Annotated in this window: 14 protein-coding genes; 11 read left to right on the forward strand and 3 right to left on the reverse strand. The window is 38.8% G+C overall.

Features of this window, described 5'->3' with window-relative positions; all coding sequences use genetic code 11:
• Positions 1 to 62: 62 nt before the first annotated feature.
• Positions 63 to 2,555 carry a S8 family serine peptidase gene (locus tag H4J52_RS02085; RefSeq protein WP_182178090.1) on the reverse strand — a complete coding sequence of 831 codons (2,493 nt, stop codon included), beginning with the start codon at positions 2,553 to 2,555 and terminating at the stop codon, positions 63 to 65.
• 755 nt (positions 2,556 to 3,310) lie between these two features.
• On the opposite strand from H4J52_RS02085, the gene H4J52_RS02090 reads away from it, so the two are divergent.
• From H4J52_RS02090 to H4J52_RS02105, 4 genes are read left to right on the forward strand one after another with little or no spacing between them, the layout of a single operon-like run.
• Positions 3,311 to 4,765, forward strand: a complete 1,455-nt coding sequence (locus H4J52_RS02090; protein ID WP_182178088.1) for a curlin — start codon at positions 3,311 to 3,313, stop codon at positions 4,763 to 4,765.
• Between the two features lie 58 nt (positions 4,766 to 4,823).
• Complete coding sequence (locus H4J52_RS02095; RefSeq protein WP_182178086.1) at positions 4,824 to 5,216, forward strand: CsgE family curli-type amyloid fiber assembly protein; 393 nt, start codon at positions 4,824 to 4,826, stop codon at positions 5,214 to 5,216.
• 16 nt (positions 5,217 to 5,232) lie between these two features.
• Positions 5,233 to 5,649, forward strand: coding sequence for a curli assembly protein CsgF (locus H4J52_RS02100; RefSeq protein ID WP_182178084.1), 417 nt, complete (start codon positions 5,233 to 5,235; stop codon positions 5,647 to 5,649).
• A gap of 4 nt (positions 5,650 to 5,653) precedes the next feature.
• Entirely contained in the window at positions 5,654 to 6,439 is a 786-nt protein-coding gene (locus tag H4J52_RS02105; RefSeq protein WP_182178082.1) for a CsgG/HfaB family protein, read from the forward strand.
• A 71-nt stretch (positions 6,440 to 6,510) separates the two neighbouring features.
• Here the strand turns inward: H4J52_RS02105 and H4J52_RS02110 are convergent, their stop codons facing one another.
• Positions 6,511 to 7,215 carry a response regulator transcription factor gene (locus tag H4J52_RS02110; protein WP_182178080.1) on the reverse strand — a complete coding sequence of 235 codons (705 nt, stop codon included), beginning with the start codon at positions 7,213 to 7,215 and terminating at the stop codon, positions 6,511 to 6,513.
• A 319-nt stretch (positions 7,216 to 7,534) separates the two neighbouring features.
• Here H4J52_RS02110 and H4J52_RS02115 point away from each other — a divergent pair, with 319 nt between their 5' ends.
• From H4J52_RS02115 to H4J52_RS02125, 3 genes are all read left to right on the forward strand, one after another.
• Entirely contained in the window at positions 7,535 to 8,065 is a 531-nt protein-coding gene (locus H4J52_RS02115; protein ID WP_182178078.1) for an elongation factor P hydroxylase, read from the forward strand.
• Positions 8,066 to 8,083: 18 nt separating this feature from the next.
• On the forward strand, positions 8,084 to 9,226 hold the full coding sequence (locus tag H4J52_RS02120; RefSeq protein WP_182178076.1) for an ATP-NAD kinase family protein: 1,143 nt from the start codon (positions 8,084 to 8,086) through the stop codon (positions 9,224 to 9,226).
• A 105-nt stretch (positions 9,227 to 9,331) separates the two neighbouring features.
• Positions 9,332 to 9,625, forward strand: a complete 294-nt coding sequence (locus H4J52_RS02125; protein ID WP_182223192.1) for a YfcL family protein — start codon at positions 9,332 to 9,334, stop codon at positions 9,623 to 9,625.
• Between the two features lie 22 nt (positions 9,626 to 9,647).
• On the opposite strand, the gene mnmC is transcribed toward H4J52_RS02125, so the two are convergent.
• Positions 9,648 to 10,940 carry an FAD-dependent 5-carboxymethylaminomethyl-2-thiouridine(34) oxidoreductase MnmC gene (gene mnmC, locus H4J52_RS02130; RefSeq protein ID WP_310649615.1) on the reverse strand — a complete coding sequence of 431 codons (1,293 nt, stop codon included), beginning with the start codon at positions 10,938 to 10,940 and terminating at the stop codon, positions 9,648 to 9,650.
• A 176-nt stretch (positions 10,941 to 11,116) separates the two neighbouring features.
• Here mnmC and fabB point away from each other — a divergent pair, with 176 nt between their 5' ends.
• The 4 genes from fabB (at position 11,117) to H4J52_RS02150 (ending at position 18,355) form a co-directional block, all read left to right on the forward strand.
• On the forward strand, positions 11,117 to 12,328 hold the full coding sequence (fabB, locus tag H4J52_RS02135) for a beta-ketoacyl-ACP synthase I (RefSeq protein ID WP_182178073.1): 1,212 nt from the start codon (positions 11,117 to 11,119) through the stop codon (positions 12,326 to 12,328).
• Between the two features lie 103 nt (positions 12,329 to 12,431).
• Entirely contained in the window at positions 12,432 to 13,565 is a 1,134-nt protein-coding gene (locus H4J52_RS02140; protein ID WP_182178071.1) for a 4-phosphoerythronate dehydrogenase, read from the forward strand.
• Between the two features lie 40 nt (positions 13,566 to 13,605).
• On the forward strand, positions 13,606 to 14,625 hold the full coding sequence (locus H4J52_RS02145) for an aspartate-semialdehyde dehydrogenase (RefSeq protein ID WP_182178069.1): 1,020 nt from the start codon (positions 13,606 to 13,608) through the stop codon (positions 14,623 to 14,625).
• 289 nt (positions 14,626 to 14,914) lie between these two features.
• A complete protein-coding gene (locus tag H4J52_RS02150) occupies positions 14,915 to 18,355 on the forward strand; it encodes a FimV/HubP family polar landmark protein (RefSeq protein WP_182224151.1) in 3,441 nt (1,146 codons plus the stop codon).
• Positions 18,356 to 18,427 lie beyond the last annotated feature (72 nt).

The following is an 18,427-nucleotide window of genomic DNA, read 5'->3' on the forward strand; positions in this document are numbered from 1 at the left end:
TATCGGTGTTACAACTATTTTCTGGTGTTTTTATTGCCTAATCATGTTCTCTTAAATAAAGCTTAGAAGTTAACGGTTACTTCATTTGAACAAGCTGTTGATGCATCACAGATTTGATAAACGAATTGGTTACCCGTTGCGCGACGTTCACGGTCACGGTAAATACCCGTATTTTCGACCGTATCAATTTTTACACCATTACGGAAAATATCTACCCTATCAGCTGAAGTGCCTTCCCAAGTAATATCAACACGTAAGCGACCTAAACGAGACTTGTATGCACGTTTAACTGCGGCTTCAATACTGACTGATGAAACACTTACCAGCATATTTTCTGTACTGTTTAAACCTTCGCTATCCGTTACGGTAAGTGTAACTTCATAGTTACCCGTTGCTGCGAAAGAATGTACAGGGTTTTGTGCGCTCGATATAGCACCGTCACCAAAGTTCCAATCCCAGCTAACCATATCGTCATTTCTATCACTACTGCTATCAGTAAATGTAGCGGTTAGACCGTCTGCTTCATAAGTAAAGCTCGCTTGCGGTGCGCTAGGAAGTGTTTCACCAATACCAGTAATAGTCAGTGCCCAGTTGTTTAATGTGCCGGTATCTGCCGCTGCATTATCAGCAACACTTAATATCCAGTCACCAGTGGCTACTTCGCCGTTGAAAGCGGAAGAGCTAAAGGTACTATCAATGTTATCGTCGCCGCCACCTGATGCACTGTGCAGTGGTGCAGTAGTCCCTGAAGGAGATGTTAACATGACGGTTAAGTCGCCAATCCACGTATGAGTAATATTTACATAAATATCAGAAGCAAAAACGGTAAGTTCATCTGCAACATTAATGGTTGAAGAAATACCTTCTGCATTGTTATCAGGAATACTAACAACCTCATCATTCGTGTAAGTAAACTCGTTCAACCCTTGTGGATTAACCATTAAGCGAACAGTAGATGCTTTAACTAAATCATCACTTGTTCCCGTTACCACAAAAGTATATTCACCCCATTGTGTTTCCGCTGTTGTTGGTACACTCAGTTCAAACGTAGCTCCTGGTGTAGCCGTATCTGTAGATAATGTTGCCCCAGCAAGTGAGCCATCTAAAGTTAAGCTAACTTCACCGTCCCAATCGGCAACAGAACCAACGTTAAAGCTGTAAGTTGCGGTTGCACCAGCTTCAATAGTGTTTGAACCCGGTGTTGCTGCAAGTGTAAAGCCTGGTGTTGGATTAGCATCGTTTAGTGCATTATTAACGTTCAAGCGTTTTCCTGATACTGTTTTACCTGCAAGTGCAGCGTTATCCTCACCAGAGCTCATTAAGAGTGCTTTCATTTCTATCGCACTCAGTTCAGGGTTTACTGACCATGCTAAAGCAGCTGCGCCGGTAACATGTGGCGTCGCCATCGAAGTGCCTGAATATGATGCGTAACCACCACCGGGTATTGTTGATAAAATATCTGAGCCTGGTGCACCTAAATCAACAGTGGTTAAGCCCCATTGTGAAAAACTAGACATACTATCAGTACGCGTTGTACTTGCTACCGCTAATACTGAGTCATGTGGGTAGCCAGAAGGGTAGCTGCTTTGCGCATCGTTGTCGTATGCATCGTTACCGGCTGCAGCGACAAATAAAATGTTTGCTTCTTCAGAAGAGGTTATTGCGTCAGAAAGTGCTTGGCTAAATCCACCACCACCCCAACTGTTGTTGGTTACCCGGACGTTTACGCCGTTATTTTTCAAGCCGACAAAGTAATCAATACAGGCTATTGCATCTGAAGTAGTACCGCCTTGATCACCAAGGAATTTACAACCAATAATAGAGACATCGTGGTTAACACCCACAACACCTAAACCGTTATTGCCTGATGCGCCAATCGTACCTGAAACATGGCTACCGTGTCCTCCGGTATCCATTGGATCACCTACGCCGCTAATAGCGTTAATGCCATGAATGTCATCAATGTAGCCATTGCCATCGTTATCAATGCCGTCACCAGCGATCTCGCCAGGGTTAGACCAGATATTTGCCGTTAAATCAGGGTGTGTATGATCAACACCGGTATCAATAACTCCCACGATCACATCATGACTACCTGTTGATATATCCCATGCCTCAGGTGCATCAATGTCTGCATCTGCAACACCGCCTGATTGACCTGTATTGTTCATGCCCCAAAGGTCAGCGAAGCTACTATCGTCAGGTATAACGCTTGCATGAACGATGTAATCAGGCTCTGCATATAAAACAGCAGGATTTTTACGGAGTTTTTCAAGCGCACTTTTTACTGAAATATTATCAAGGGTAAATTTCGCTATACGACCTTCTTTCAAGTTACGATATTTATCATCAATTTCGTCATTGTTTAAATCAGAAATTTTAGCTCGCACTATGCTGCGAGCAGCACGACGGTCAAATTTAGATGCGCTATCTCTATAGACAACAATTATTGAGTCTGATTTATAAGTAAGACCTTCTTTCGAGCTAAGGTCTAATGATGCATTAGCGAACAAAGGCAGTAACGCCAATGTTAAAGCTGATAATTTTGTTTTCATGTTTTGCTCCATGTTTATTTAGTATTTTGTTCAAATTATTTTTAGCCTAAAGATAATGACTAGGCTACATTCCTTTATTTAAAAATTTTTGCTTACTATGAGTATACGCAACCTTATTACTTTACTCATAAAAATAGGGTTGTGACTATTAAAATGTAACAAACACGACTTTTTCATTACTTTAGGTGTGTGTATTTATCGTTTTTACTACTTTTTTACTACTTTTTGGGCTTCGTTTTTTAAGTGACCTTTGTAGTCCTTTTTTATGAGAGGTTTGATTTTTTATTTTTTCATTGTTGTTTTTTTATTTAATTTATTGTTTTTTATGGTTTTATTGGAATGATAAAATAGGGTGATTTTCATTTGTTGGGAAATAACGTACAGTTTTTAATGCAACGTAGTAAAACGAATTGAGTTTCTTTAGATTTTTTAGGTTTGTGATATGAACCTATACAAAGTGCTTATTTATCATTGTTTAGTCTTTTTTAATAAGCGGATGTAAAAGCTCATAAAGTGAGATTTTACATCAATAAATAAAGCCTGCTTATTACAGTGAAAACGGATAAAGGTATTTACGATTAAGTCCTTATCTTCACTGAAAAATCATTTAAATAATACTATTCGTTATTATTGTCAAACATCTATGGGAATACAAAACGCCATTACAGATAAGACAAAAGCTGCTTATCGATTAATCATCTTTGTGAGCCGATTGTTTACTCACATAAATTAAAAAATAAAAATAAGGATATATTTTGAAACTTAACAAATCATTAATCACTTGCGCTGTTGTTATGGCTCTTGGCCTAAATCAAACAGCATTCGCTGGTGAAGAAACAAAGGGAAAAACAGAAGCGGTTATTATTCAATCAGATCTAATGGCTAATGCAGTAGGTAATGTGATTATGTTGTCACAAACCTCTACTGATGGTGCTGCTTTAGGTAACGAAACAATCATTCTTCAAGAAGGTGATGTTAACGGCTCTGGCTTTACGGTGATCGGTGAAGGCAATATAGCTGAGATAGTACAAGTAGGTAATGACAACTTAGCGGTTGGCACATATGTCGGCAACAATAATGAGTTGTTCGTAGAACAAGAGGGTGATATTAACGAAACTGAGAATAACGTTACGGGTGATGAAAACGCTATTGAAGTGACTCAGTTAGGTACTGGTTATTTAGGTTTTGGTAATCGCGCTATTAATGAAGTTGTTGGCGACAGTAATATAGTTGTTGTTGACCAAGGCGAAGGCGGTCATTGGGCAATTAACTCAGAGTTAACCGGCTCTAATAATACGATCGATATTGTACAAGATGGTCAATGGAATGAAACTTATATTACCAGTATTCGGGGTGACAACAATATTGTTGAAGCTGTTCAAGACGGTTATTGGAGTGTGGCGACTGTCTCAGCGATCACAGGTGATGCTAACGAACTTGCTATCGAACAAGAGGGGGCGCGTAACCGAGTAACTATTGCTTCAGTTGATGGTGATCAAAACGAAATATCTATCGATCAAGAAGGTGATAATAATACAGCTGAATCATCTATTTATACAGGTATTGCTAACACTACGGATATTATGCAAAACGGCAACGCAAACGCTGCTAGTTTTGATGTGATCGGTGATGACAACGATTTTAACTATGTACAAGTTGGTGATAGCAATATCAGTTACATTGGTGCCATTGGCAATAATAATGAATACACTTCAGTACAATTGGGCAGTTTGAACGAAAGTCACGTAGTTAATTTTAACGGCAACAACAATAATATTGACGTGATGCAAGCAGGTGATGAAAATGTTGTTGTTTTAGAGGCTTCAACTGACAACAATGAGTTGACCACAAGCGAAAATGATATTGAAATTGCTCAAACGGGTTTCGCTAACGATGCGGTGGTTATGCTAAGTACTATTATCAACAGTAATGCTAATACTATTGATATCACTCAAACGGGTGAGTTGAATGCCTTGGATATTTTAGTTGAAGGTAGCAACCACCAAATTGGTATTGAACAAATAGGCGATGAAAACTTAATCACTGGAGAAGGTGGTGAAACTATGCTTATTGGAGGTGCTAATATCGCATTTAATATAAGTCAAGTAGGTAATGGTAACATTGTTGAAGGTTCATTTATCAGTGACTCTGGTGTTGTTTCTATTACGCAAGTGGGTGATTGGAATACTGCAGTAATTGTGCAACAATAATTCTCTATTAATTTAAGTGTTAATAAGGGGCTTAAAGCCCCTTTTTATCTATTATAATATGCCTAAATATAAATGCTTATGGGGAGTAATATTCACCCTGTTATTTACACCTTTGTGTCATGCGACAAGCGAAGTAGAAATTGGAGGTTTACTCCTTGATAATACCAAGAGTCGTTTAGGCCATGATTTCTATTTTAAATTTAGTCAGCTGTGGCATGATATTCCAAATAAACAAGGCATAAATGCTCAAATAATTGAGCAAATAGTGCCAAGAGCGGGCACTAAACTTAGTCTACTGCTTAATGGTCGCATAATTTATGTTACTCATTTTGGGCGCCGTCAATCACCCGTTAAAGAAAAAGTAGAACAAGCGATATTTATATTGATTGATGCCATGTCACAGACACAATATAGTCAAAATAGTGTTGATATGGTTGGGAATGGTTGGTAATTAAAGGGAGGTAATCATGAAAAAATTAATTATAGCTTTAGTGGCTCATATTAGCGTAAGCAGTTACGCAGTGAGTTCAGAGTTAGTATACACACCTATTAATCCAAGTTTTGGAGGCAGTGCGTTAAACGGCAGTTTTCTATTAGGTAAAGCACAAGCGCAAAATAAACATAAAGCCGCTCAGAGCAAGAAAAGTTTTGAGGAAAAGGTATCCGATGCCCTTGAACGTGCGACACTCAGTGATATTGTCAGTAAATATAAAGATACCGTATTAGGCGAAAATGCGGAATTCAATAATGGAGAAGATAGCACCTTTATTAGTGGCGATTATCAAATTGATATTTTGTCTGCTAATAGTGACAGTATCACTATAGAAATTACTGATTTATTGACAGGGAAAGTGACCATAATTGAAATACCGAAGTTTGGATAATCAGATGAAAAAAATTATAATCGTGAGCCTTGTTGGCCTTTTGTCGGCTTGTAGTGTACTGGATTCTGCGAGTAATTTATTTCCTCCAAAGCAGTCGTTTGCGACAAAAATGTTGCCCCTAGAAAGCTTTAAAGAACTCAAAGCATTACCTAAACCTAAAGGTGCAATACCTGTGTCGGTGTACGCTTATCGAGACCAAACAGGACAATATAAACCGCAAGCGAATGTAAGCTCATTTTCGACGGCAGTAACGCAAGGGGCAACGTCAATTTTGATGCAAGCATTAAGTGATTCTGACTGGTTTTTACCGGTAGAACGTGAAGGTTTGCAAAATGTGTTAACCGAGCGAAAAATTACCCGTGCGGCTAATCAAGCAAATAAAGCGACAGAAAATATTGAGTTACCACCACTGACTACCGCGAAAATACTACTTGAAGGTGGAATTATTAGCTATGACTCTAATACTAAAACCGGTGGGTTTGGTGCGGAATATTTTGGTATTGGTGCGTCAGAGCTTTATCGTGAAGACCAAATAACGGTTTATATGCGTGCGGTTGACGTTCGCACAGGGCAAGTTCTTGTGTCGGTATCAACCAGTAAAAAGGTTTTGAGCCAAGAAGTTCGTGCTGGTTTTTTTCGCTATGTTAGCTTTAAACGTTTAGCTGAGATGGAAGGGGGCTTTAGTGAAAACGAGCCAATGCATGTCTGTGTACAACAAGCGATTGAAAAAGCCATTACCGAATTAGTAGTGAAAGGTATCGCCCGCAAAGTATGGCGTGCTGACACATAATAATGATAAATGCACACAAAAAAGCCAGTGATTAATCACTGGCTTTTTTGTGTGGTTTTTAACATTCGTATTTAATTTATCGTGGGTATAAAATGTTGTGTTCGACTTATCAGCTCAATTCTATTTCGCGAACTCGTTTTTCGAAAAATACTATAGAGGTGAGTTTTTACTGTATTGGGGCTAATGTGGAGTTGGTCTGCAATTTCTTGATTTTTTGCACCACGTGAAACTAAGCCTATAATGGTATTCTCCCGGCGTGTTAGGCTAGGTAAACTTATTGATTGTTGTTGGCTATTATCAGGAAGCTGATTTGACTTATTCACTTTAATAAGTAACTCGCTCAGTGCACTGTTCATTGTTTTTCGCTTAAACCATCGCTCATTTTTTTGTAATTTTGTGATGCCACGTAAGATCATATCAAGAGGATCCTTTCGATAAAAAATACCGGCAATGTTTGATATTAATAGTTTTTTTTCATGATATATGTTGTCTATTGCATTAAATAAAACAACCCGTGTACTGTTCGCAAGCCTCTGTATTTCACAGGGTATGTCATCAGTAAAATTAAAACTATCTACATCAATAAAAATCAAATCAAAGTCTTTAGATTGATCAATGCTGGGTAAATTTTTTGCTGAGATTATATCGATATCACACGTTTTAACTAAATCTGTAAATTGAAGAGTAGAATGATGAAGTGCATTTTCTGTTATCTTATTTTCGGCGCTATTAATTAAAAAAAAGGCGTTGAATTTAACTCCATTTATTGGACCCATACTTTATCCCTATCCCTATCCATATATTATTGAGTCCTTTTTGCTTATCTAGGCGATAAGGTATGACATATTTATCGTCTTAAGATGTAACAATAAATTAGCATTTGCTATATCAAGATAACAAATTAAAAACTAAATGTCGTTATAAAATAATAAAGATTTTAAATAAAATAAATCACGTCTCAAACAAGCGACTATTGTTCACTTTACTTCGTTATTTAAAAGTGTAGTTTAATGAAAATAGCCAGTGCAAGCCTAAAGAGTTTTGGTTAGAATACGTTGTCAATTTTACTTACGCTATAAATGCCAGAACCCATAGATGCCTGAACAATACCGAGATTTAATTAACATCTTTAATGACACATTTAGTGCCTGTACTAATACTCGCTTGATTAAAGGAGGGGACGAACCTTTATACTCCCCTGCAGATGATGTGTGCGAGTATCACCAAATAATTTTTGCTCATGGTTTTTATGCCAGCGCTTTGCATGAAATCGCACATTGGTGTTTAGCGGGACCTGCTCGAAGATTAAAAGAAGATTTTGGCTATTGGTATACCCCTGATGGGCGAGATCAAATACAGCAAGAACAATTTGAACAAGTAGAAATTAAACCACAAGCAATTGAGTGGGCCCTTAGTGTGTCAACAGGGAAATGCTTTGATGTTTCAATAGACAACTTATCGGGAATGGGCACTACCGATCGTATAGCTTTTAAACGCGCGGTTTATCAGCAAGTAATACATTACTTAAATTCAGGTTTTCCAAATGATGCACAAAAATTCATTGTCGCATTGGCAAACTTTTATCAAACGCCATTACCATTAACCCGTACACATTTTGTGTTGTAGCGATGAATAGGATAAATAGTGAGAAAATTTAGTTTAGGTTTTATCATCAACCCTATTGCAGGCATTGGCGGCAGTGTTGCACTAAAAGGTAGTGACGGTGACGACATTGCAGAAAAAGCCTTAGCACTTGGTGCTACAGCAAAAGCAAACCAACGGGCAAGTTTAGCGCTATCTATTCTTCTACCATATCGGGATCAAATAACCATTTATTGTGCGAATGATCTTATGGGAGAAAAAACCGCTAAAGCGCTTGGCTTTACCACTGAAGTTGTTTTTCAAACCAGGGATACTGAACATACAACGGCTGAAGATACCGAAAATACCGTACAGGCTTTATTGGCTAAAAACATTGATATATTATTATTTGCAGGCGGAGATGGCACCGCACGAAATGTTTGTAAAATAGTGGGAGATAAATGTCCAGTATTAGGTATTCCAGCAGGGTGTAAAATTCACTCTGGTGTTTACGCGGTTACGCCTAAAGCGGCTGGACGCGTTGTTGAAATGATGATCACCAACCAATTAGTAACACTCACCGAAGCTGATGTGATGGATATTGATGAATCACTCTTTCGAGATGGTATTGTTAAAGCTAAACGATATGGTGAGATGCAAATCCCTGCTGAACTACGGTTTGTACAAGCGGTAAAGTCGGGGGGGAAAGAGCTTGATGAATTAGTACTGCAAGATATTGCAGCCCATGTGATTAATGAAATGGATGATGATCTCTTTGTTATCGGCTCAGGTTCAACGACGGCATTTTTAATGGAGGAATTGGCGTTAGAGAATACATTGCTTGGGGTTGATCTTGTTGAACAACAAAGTTTACTGGCGAGTGATGTGACTGAACCTCAATTATGGCAAGCAATCGCTCGTGCTAAATCAAAGACTAAAACGATTAAATTGGTGATCACGTTGATTGGTGGACAAGGACATATTTTTGGCCGCGGTAATCAACAGCTCAGCCCAAGAGTGATCCGCGCTATTGGGAAAGAAAATATTTTAATTATTGCTACGAAAGCCAAATTATCCGCCTTATCATCAAGACCTTTGATAGCTGATACTGGTGACAGCGATTTAGATATAGCGCTATCAGGTTATTTACCGGTAATAACCGGTTATAACGATCAAGTATTGTATCCTGTGGCAAGTCCACAATAACGTGCTTTCAATATGTTCTTTTGAAAGTATTCTCTGATGATAATATTTTGAAGATAATGTTGCTAAGCCACTCATAAAATTTAACACTGAAAAATAAGTAGAACTATGTCAATTAAAGAAAAAAAATCGTTTGAAAATATTGCCGCATTTTATCTATATTTAGATAATTTATTTGATGAAGATATCAGTGATGACCAATTATTTGCCAGTAGCTACTTACGTGGTTTTATCAGCTTGTCGGTCATTGAATTTGGTGACGAATCGCAGGTACTTTCGCCCGCACTTGCAACAAGCATTGATGAAAAACTACAAGCCGCTCGTACTGAGTTAAGCCCACAAGATAGAAAAATAGTACAAGACTATTGGCTAGACCTTAAACAATCATTTGTATCAGTTTAGTAATAACAGCCTTTATTAAATACTATAAATATTTACGACGAATAATATCGCGAATAACAAACCTGTTGGGTGATAAGTTAAAAAGTTCTTGTTTGCCAACAGGATATTCGCCCCCCGTTAAATCAGCAGTCAAAATATCGGCTAATAGCGGCGCAGTACATAAGCCCCTAGCACCCAAACCGGTAAGTACGTATAGATTTTTAATCACAGGTGCAGGTTCTTGATAACGCCAGTTTTTATCTTTTGCTAAATGGGCGTAGCTGCTTTTATGCTGGGCTATATCAGGCATAGCGCCCACAACCGGTAAGTGATCTGGTGTCATACAGCGTAAACGAGCTTTACTCGAGGTAACGTCTTGTTCGCGCCATGATATTAATTTAGGCAGGCACTTTTCTAACATGGTTAAATTATATTGATCGCCAGCATCTGTTGCCACAATATCGAAACTGTCTTTTTCAAATGTCGCGCCGATGCAATGTTGTTGCTGGTGTGCAGGTGTTAGATAACCTTTGTGGCAAATAACGGTAGATAGGTTTTTAATCTGCTCGTTCGTTGCCATATTTGTTATTTGACCACGCACAGAACTCAGTGGTAATTCATCAATAATATTGAGTTTAATAGATTCAGCACCGCCGCAAAAAATAACAACTTTTTCATTTATTATGCCTTTGTTTGTAGTTAGCTGCCAACTCTCGTCGTCTTGCTGGTTAAGTGCGGTAATGTTTACTTGATTTTTTATCGACAACCGCTGAGTTTGCTGTGCCGCACTAAATAGCTGTTGAACTAATTCACCGGGTGCTATCCACCCAGCGCTGGGCATAAACAACCCACCGTGTTCAAGTGTAATACCGGCTAATAGCGATGCTTGCTCTGCATTTATACTGGTAATTAATTCTTTTGACCAAGGGTTGGTTTGCTCGAAAATTTCTTGTCTTTTTTCTAAAGCTGTTTTGTAGGAAATTTCAAGTAAGCCACACCAATCATGACTAAAAACAAACCCTTTGCTGTATAAATCTTTATAACATTTTAGTGCATGCCAAAATGCCTGTTGGTAAAATAAGCTAATATCATCAACTTGTTGATGAATAAGTGGAAATAATGCACCGACATGATTACTCGAAGCGCCTTGGGCAATTTCTTTATCTTTACAATAAAGTGTTACTTTGATATTTTTTTGAGTCAACGCATAAGCAACACAAGCAGCAGCAACGCCACCACCAATAATAGCAACACTTTCGGGTTGCTTAATAACGGGTCTAATTTGATAGCCTTTTCTTTCAAGCGGCGTATTTAAATTTTTTTGTTGTTTAATCACAAGTATTTATTAAATCCATTGGTTTTCAAGCGCTAAAGATAGTATTTTAGCGTAAATTAAAAGTATCTGTCATAAAATTGTAAAAACCAGTGTACACGTGTACACTGAGCAGACCAGTTTATGGGCAAATTTCTGTATGATATGCCTGATTTTTCAATTTTTAAATGGTTATTCAAATGAAACGTGTAGTGATCACCGGATTAGGCATTGTATCGAGTATCGGTAACAATGCGGAAGAAGTTTTATCATCTCTTAAAGCAGGCCGTTCAGGTATTAGTCAGTCGGAAAGCTTTGCAGAAGCAGGTTTAAAAAGCCATGTTTGGGGCAAACCAACGATTGAGCCTAAAGATCATATTGATCGTAAAGCATTTCGTTTTATGGGTGACGCCGCAGGTTATGCCTACATCGCGATGGAACAAGCCATTACTGATGCAAAATTAACAGACGATCAAGTCTCAAATTTTCGTACTGGCATTGTTGCTGGCTCAGGTGGCGCTTCATCAGAAAATATCGTTATTTCTACTGACACACTACGTAGCCGTGGTATTCGTCGTGTCGGTCCTTATGCTGTTCCCAAAACGATGGGCAGTACCGTTTCAGCCTGTTTAGCTACGCCATTTAAAATTAAAGGTGTTAACTATTCAATCAGTTCAGCTTGTGCAACAAGCGCGCATTGTATTGGCCATGCAATGGAACTTATTCAACTGGGCAAACAAGACATTGTTTTTGCTGGCGGTGGTGAAGAAGTTCATTGGTCTTTAGCGATGATGTTTGATGGAATGGGCGCATTATCTGCGGGTCGTAACGACACACCTGAATTAGCTTCACGCACTTACGATAGCGATCGTGATGGTTTTGTTATTTCTGGTGGCGGCGGTATGGTAGTTGTTGAAGAGCTTGAACATGCATTGGCACGTGGCGCACATATTTATGCTGAAATTGTCGGTTACGGCGCAACTTCAGATGGTTATGACATGGTAGCTCCAAGTGGCGAAGGCGCTGTGCGTTGTATGCAACAAGCCATGCAAGGTGTTGAAGGTAAAGTTGACTACTTAAACACACACGGTACTTCTACACCAGTTGGTGATGTTAAAGAGCTTGGTGCCATTCAAGAATTGTTTGGCAAAGATTCTCCAGCGATCAGTGCAACTAAAGCAATGACAGGCCATGCACTTGGCGCTGCAGGTGTTCACGAAACTATTTATTCATTATTAATGATGGAAAACAGCTTTGTTGCGCCGTCTATCAATATTGATAATTTAGATGAAAAAGCACAAGGCTTAGATATTGTTACAGAAAAACGTGACGTAGACCTTAACTTGGTTATGTCTAACAGTTTTGGTTTTGGTGGCACTAACGCGACTTTAGTTATGCAAAAATACAAATAACGATTAATATTTTTTTATTTAAAAAGCCACTTTATAGTGGCTTTTTTGCATTTAAGCTACAATAGCTTTCATCTGTTCAATAATTACCTTAAGCCTCTAAACCATGAATATTTTTTACGATGAAAATATGCCCTTTGCCCAAGCGTTTTTTGGCGACTTAGGTCAATTACACGCATTTGTTGGTCGTGAGTTAACCGCCCAACAAACGAAAAGTGCTGATGTTTTATTAGTACGGTCGATAACTAAAGTTAATCAAGCGTTATTGGCCAGTAATTCAACTTGTCAGTTTGTCGGTACGGCAACGATTGGTGTTGACCATATTGATCAAAACTATTTAAGTGAACGAGGCATTACGTTTACTTCTGCTCCTGGCTGTAATGCAATTTCAGTTGCTGAATATGTGATCAGTGCTTTGGTTGTCTTAGCAGAACGTTACTTAATTGACTTGTTATCGTTAACCATAGGAATTGTTGGTGGTGGTAATACTGGTACTCGGTTAAGCGAAAAGTTATCAGCGTTAGGTATTAAGGCTTTAATTTGCGATCCTATACTTGAAGCTCAACAGAAAAAAAACAGTAAAGACAAGCATCATTATTCATCACTCGAAGACGTACTTTCTTGTGATGTAGTTTCATTGCATGTGCCTATTGTGGAGAATGGCGACCATCCAACTTTCCACCTACTCAACGAAAATCGATTAAAGCAACTCAATGATCACCAAATTCTAATTAACGCTTGTCGTGGTGAGGTTATCGATAATAAAGCGTTACTGGCGCTAAAAAAGCAGGGGCATGGGGTAAAGCTTGTTTTAGATGTATGGGAAAATGAACCCAATATATTACACGAGCTTATTGCCTATACTGAAATCTCCTCTGCACATATTGCTGGTTATAGCTTAGAAGGAAAAGCACGTGGTACGGAAATACTCTATCAGGCATTATGTAAGCAGCTTGAAATACCGGTAGATAAGCAGTTAAGTGATTTTTTACCACGAGCGTCAATAACCGAAGTTGAAATTAATCAACCGTTCGAGCAAATACTACTAAACCAGCTAGTAAAAATGGTTTACGATGTACGCCGTGATGATGGAATTTTCAGACAAACAGTTTTAAGTCATGGCTTTGACCATATCAGAAAAACTTATCCAGCTCGTAGGGAGTTTTCTTCGGTTAAAGTAACCATGTCGAATCAAGCCAAGAGTGATGTGCCACATCATCTTGGTTTTCTTAAGCAGTAGCGCATTAGTGCACTGTTTTTCAAAGTAAAGAGAGAGTGATATGGCACAAAAATTTGATGTCTGCGTTTTAGGCGCAACAGGCTTGGTGGGTAAAACCATCATAGAGTTATTAGAAGAACGTGATTTTCCAATTAATAAATTATATCCGCTGGCTAGTGCACGTTCAGCCGGTGAATTTATTGATTTTAATGGGGAGAGTATTGAAGTACTCGACGCTGACCATTTTGATTTTAGCCAAGCACAAATTGGTTTCTTCTCAGCAGGTGGTTCAGTATCTGCTAAATTTGCACCTATTGCTGGTGAAGCAGGTTGTATTGTTATTGATAATACCTCAGAGTTTAGATACGACGCAGATATCCCTCTGATCGTCCCTGAAGTTAACCCAAGTGCATTAGCTGATTATCGCAACCGTAATATCATCGCTAACCCTAATTGTTCAACGATTCAAATGATGGTGGCGTTAAAGCCTATTTATGATGCTGTGGGTATTAATCGTATTAACGTCTCCACTTACCAATCAGTTTCTGGTGGCGGTAAAGCAGCAATAGACGAACTAGCAAAACAAACTGCAGATTTATTAAGCGGAAAGCCTGTTGAAACAAAACATTTTCCTCGTCAAATCGCTTTTAATGTTATCCCTCAAATTGATGTGTTCATGGATAATGGCTACACCAAAGAAGAAATGAAAATGGTATGGGAAACTAAAAAAATTCTTGGTGACGAAAATGTACTTGTTAACCCAACTGCCGTTCGCGTCCCCGTATTCTTTGGTCATGGTGAATCGTTACATATTGAAACAGGAACACCTATTTCAGCTGAAGAAGTTAAAGATTTATTAGAGCAAGCTCAAGGACTTGTTGTTTGTCGTAATGACGAAGACTTTCCAACCCAGATAGGCGATGCAAGCGGAAAAGATGCAACCTATGTTGGTCGTATTCGTGAAGATATTAGTCACAGTAGCGGTATAAATATGTGGGTTGTTGCTGACAATGTACGTAAAGGTGCAGCAACTAACAGTGTACAAATTGCAGAGTTATTGGTTAAAGACTACCTTTCATAAATTACCCCAAGTGAGTTAGTTCAGGTTAAATGCTCGTTAACCTTAAGATTTATTAAAGAAAAATCAAAACTCGTCGTTATAGTTAACGACGAGTTTTTTTGTTTCGTTATGACTAAAACTCTTGGTATTTACTTGCTATCATATAGGTCGTAAGAGTAAGGTTGGAATAGAATTTGCTTTACTTTCTCTAGGCTTAAAGTGCCAAACTATTGGCAATAAATAAAAATAATTAGGAAACTTGATGCATCGATTATTACGCCTGTGCCTATGGCAGGTAATATTTATAAGCATGACTACATTTAGTGTTTCTCTATTCGCCTTTGAAGAAGGCGGTATTCGTATTAGGGGACCTAAAGCTACGGATATGTTTCCGTATGATCAATATGGACCTATTACGTCAAAAGATACCCTATGGAATATTGCTTTAAAAGTTCGTCCAGACCCAGCGTTATCTGTTTATCAAGTGATGCAGGCGCTATATCAAAAAAATCCTCAAGCATTTAAAGAAAATAATTTAAATCATCTTAATAACGGACAATATTTAAAATTACCGTCTATTGATGAAATGCGTGCAATAAATCCCGTGCAGGCAAAAAGTAAATCAACGACTGATGATAAAACATGGCAAAAGAAAGTCGCTAAAACAGTGAAGAAAAAAGTTGTTCCTCCCGCTGAACTCGCCATTAAAAAGAAAGATTTAGACGCAACAAAAAAAGAAATTAATGCACAACTTGAAGAAATAGATACAAAGCAAACGGTTCGCTTAGAAACTATTCAAAATGATGTTTTAGATTCCATTGATGGCTTGCAAGCGATACTCAAAGAAAATGAAAATCTTAATTCTCGTTTAAGTAATTTCAATGAACAGCTCGATGTCATGCAAAATGAAGTAGCAAAAGGCAAAGAAATAAAGCTTCAGCTTAATGATGTTATAGCGCTTCAACAAAAACTACTAGAAAAGGCAGAAGCGAGAGAGCAAGAACTATTATTAGAAAAACAAAAAATTGAACTTGAAAATGAAGGGATAACGTCACAACTTTGGTTCAAGATACTTATGTCAACCTTGCCAGCATTGAGTGCCATAATGTTTGGTGCTTGGTTAATACGTCGTAAGAAAAGTGGTGAAGTAGAAAACGTTGCTAAGCCTAAAAAGTCAAAAGCAGCTGAACAAGAAAAGCCTGAAAATAAAGAAGAAACACTTGGGACTTTAGACAGTGAACTCTCCCTTGATGATGAATTATCGCTCGATGATGAGTTATCTTTAGACGATGAACTGTCAATGGACCTAGATGAAGATGATCTTAATTTGGATGATTCATTATTTTCTGACGATGACGATGGCTTAGGCTCCCTAGATGATGAGTTACTTGATGATGTTATTCATTTAGATGAAGATTTAGATGACTTAGATGACTTAGATGGACTTGATGATTTAGATGATTTGGAAGATATATCACTTGATGGTGAAGAGCTAGAAGGTGGAGAGTTAGATCAAAGTGATTTAGACTCTTTACTTTCAGGTCTTGGTGACGAGGATGAAGAAGATACAAGCAAGGAAGAGGCGGCAGGAGAAGTATTAGAAGGAGGCGAATTAGGTCAAGATTTACTTAATGATTTATTAAATGAAGCTACAGATGAAAAGGCACCTGCTGAACTCACTGACCCTAACGATATCGATGCGTTGATGGAATCGGTAGTGGAAGCGCCTGCTGAACTCACTGACCCTGACGATATCGATGCGTTGATGGACTCGGTAGTGGAAGCGCCTGCTGAACTCACTGACCCTGACGATATCGATGCGTTGATGGATTCGGTAGTGGAAGCGCCTGCTGAACTCACTGACCCTGACGATATCGATGCGTTGATGGATTCGGTAGTGGAAGCGCCTGCTGAACTCACTGACCCTGACGATATTGATGCGTTGATGGACTCGGTAGTGGAAGCGCCTGCTGAACTCACTGACCCTGACGATATCGATGCGTTGATGGACTCTATAGCTCCAACAGTACCAACCCCAGAAGTGGTTGACGACGGTCCTGCAGAGCTGACCGACCCGGATGATATTGATGCCTTGATGGATTCAATGGCAGCAGCACCTACCGCAGAAGTGGTTGACGACGGTCCTGCAGAGCTGACCGACCCAGATGATATTGATGCCTTGATGGATTCAATGGCAGCAGCTCCAGCAGCTGATCCTATACCTGAAGTGGTTGATGACGGTCTGACAGAGCTGACTGACCCAGATGATATTGATGCCTTGATGGATTCAATAGCAGCAGCTCCAGCAGCTGATCCTATACCTGAAGTGGTTAATGACGGTCCGACAGAACTAACAGACCCAGATGATATTGATGCCTTGATGGATTCAATAGCAGCAGCTGAACCTGCTGATCATATACCTGAAGTGGTTAATGACAGTCCGACAGAGCTAACAGACCCAGATGATATTGATGCCTTGATGGACTCAATGGTTAAAGAAAGTGCCGTTGCAGAACTCAACGAGAAGCCTGAAAATTTTGAAATTTCAGATCCTGACGACATTGATGCGTTATTAGACTCAATGGCCGACCCTAGAGAGGTGTCAAAACCTATTACGGCCGATGATATTGTTGATCCGCTTGATGATTTAGCTGCAGATAAGATTAATGAAAATATAGACTTAACTGAATCTGATGACATTGACAGTTTGCTTGGCGATATACAGAGCAATGAAGGGCAGCCTTCCAACGAATCGCCTATGCATGCAGACGCTGATATAACAGCAGATGAAATTGATACAACGGAAGGTGAAAATAAAGCGCTTATTGAAAACTTTACAAATGATTATGTCGCACCGTTCTTATCCGTAGATTTTAGTGCGTTGCTTAATGAAAATATTGAAAAGTCAATTGATGACGCTGATGTCAGCACGAGCGAAAACAAAAACTTGTCTGATGAACTTGACATAGATGCACTGTTGGCTGAAGTTGCAGACAGCGATAACTCGCTTACAAATGAGTTAGATATTGGAGATGATATACTTACTGATGGACCAGCGAATGATCAAGGGGCTGAATCATCAACTGATTATACCGATAGTGACGTATTAGCGGATTTATTGGCTGATGAAAAAACTACACAAAGCAGTGCTGTTAGTTATAATAGTGAGAGTGACGCGATTGAAGACCTTGATAATGTCGACTTTGATGAACTACTCGCCAATATAGAAGAAGGTCAGCCCCCCTCGTCAAGTGGTTTAGATTTATCTGATAATTTTACGACTGATGATATCGACCTAGATACGGTTGACTTAGCAGCAGAGCAATCAGATGATGAAATCAACATAGTCATTGATGAAGAGGATTTTAGTCTCGACTTAGATGATGCTTTAGAGATTGGAGATGATCTAGATAGTGATAATAATTTAAATATTGATTTTAATAGCGATGAAGACGATTTTGTTTCTGTAGACTCTTTATTATCCGATAGTCTAGGCTCAACAAATGCTGATGAACCTTACAATAAAACTGATTTTAATGTCGGATTAAGTCAGTTTCCTGAATTTTCTGGCGATAACTCTGCCGAAGACGAAGACGATAACGGTATCGCTGCAAAATTGGATTTAGCCAAAGTTTATATTGAAATTGGCGACAATGAAAATGCTGAAGTGATACTTCAAGATGTTGTTGAAAAAGGCGACGCACAGCAACAATTTGATGCTCAGCAATTACTTGATAATATCAGTTTATAAATAACACGCTTGAACCTTTTATTTAAAGCCACTTTTGTGGCTTTTTTTATATCGCCACGCCCAATGATGAGA

Source organism: Colwellia sp. MB02u-14 (assembly GCF_014076915.1).
GTDB lineage: Bacteria > Pseudomonadota > Gammaproteobacteria > Enterobacterales > Alteromonadaceae > Colwellia_A.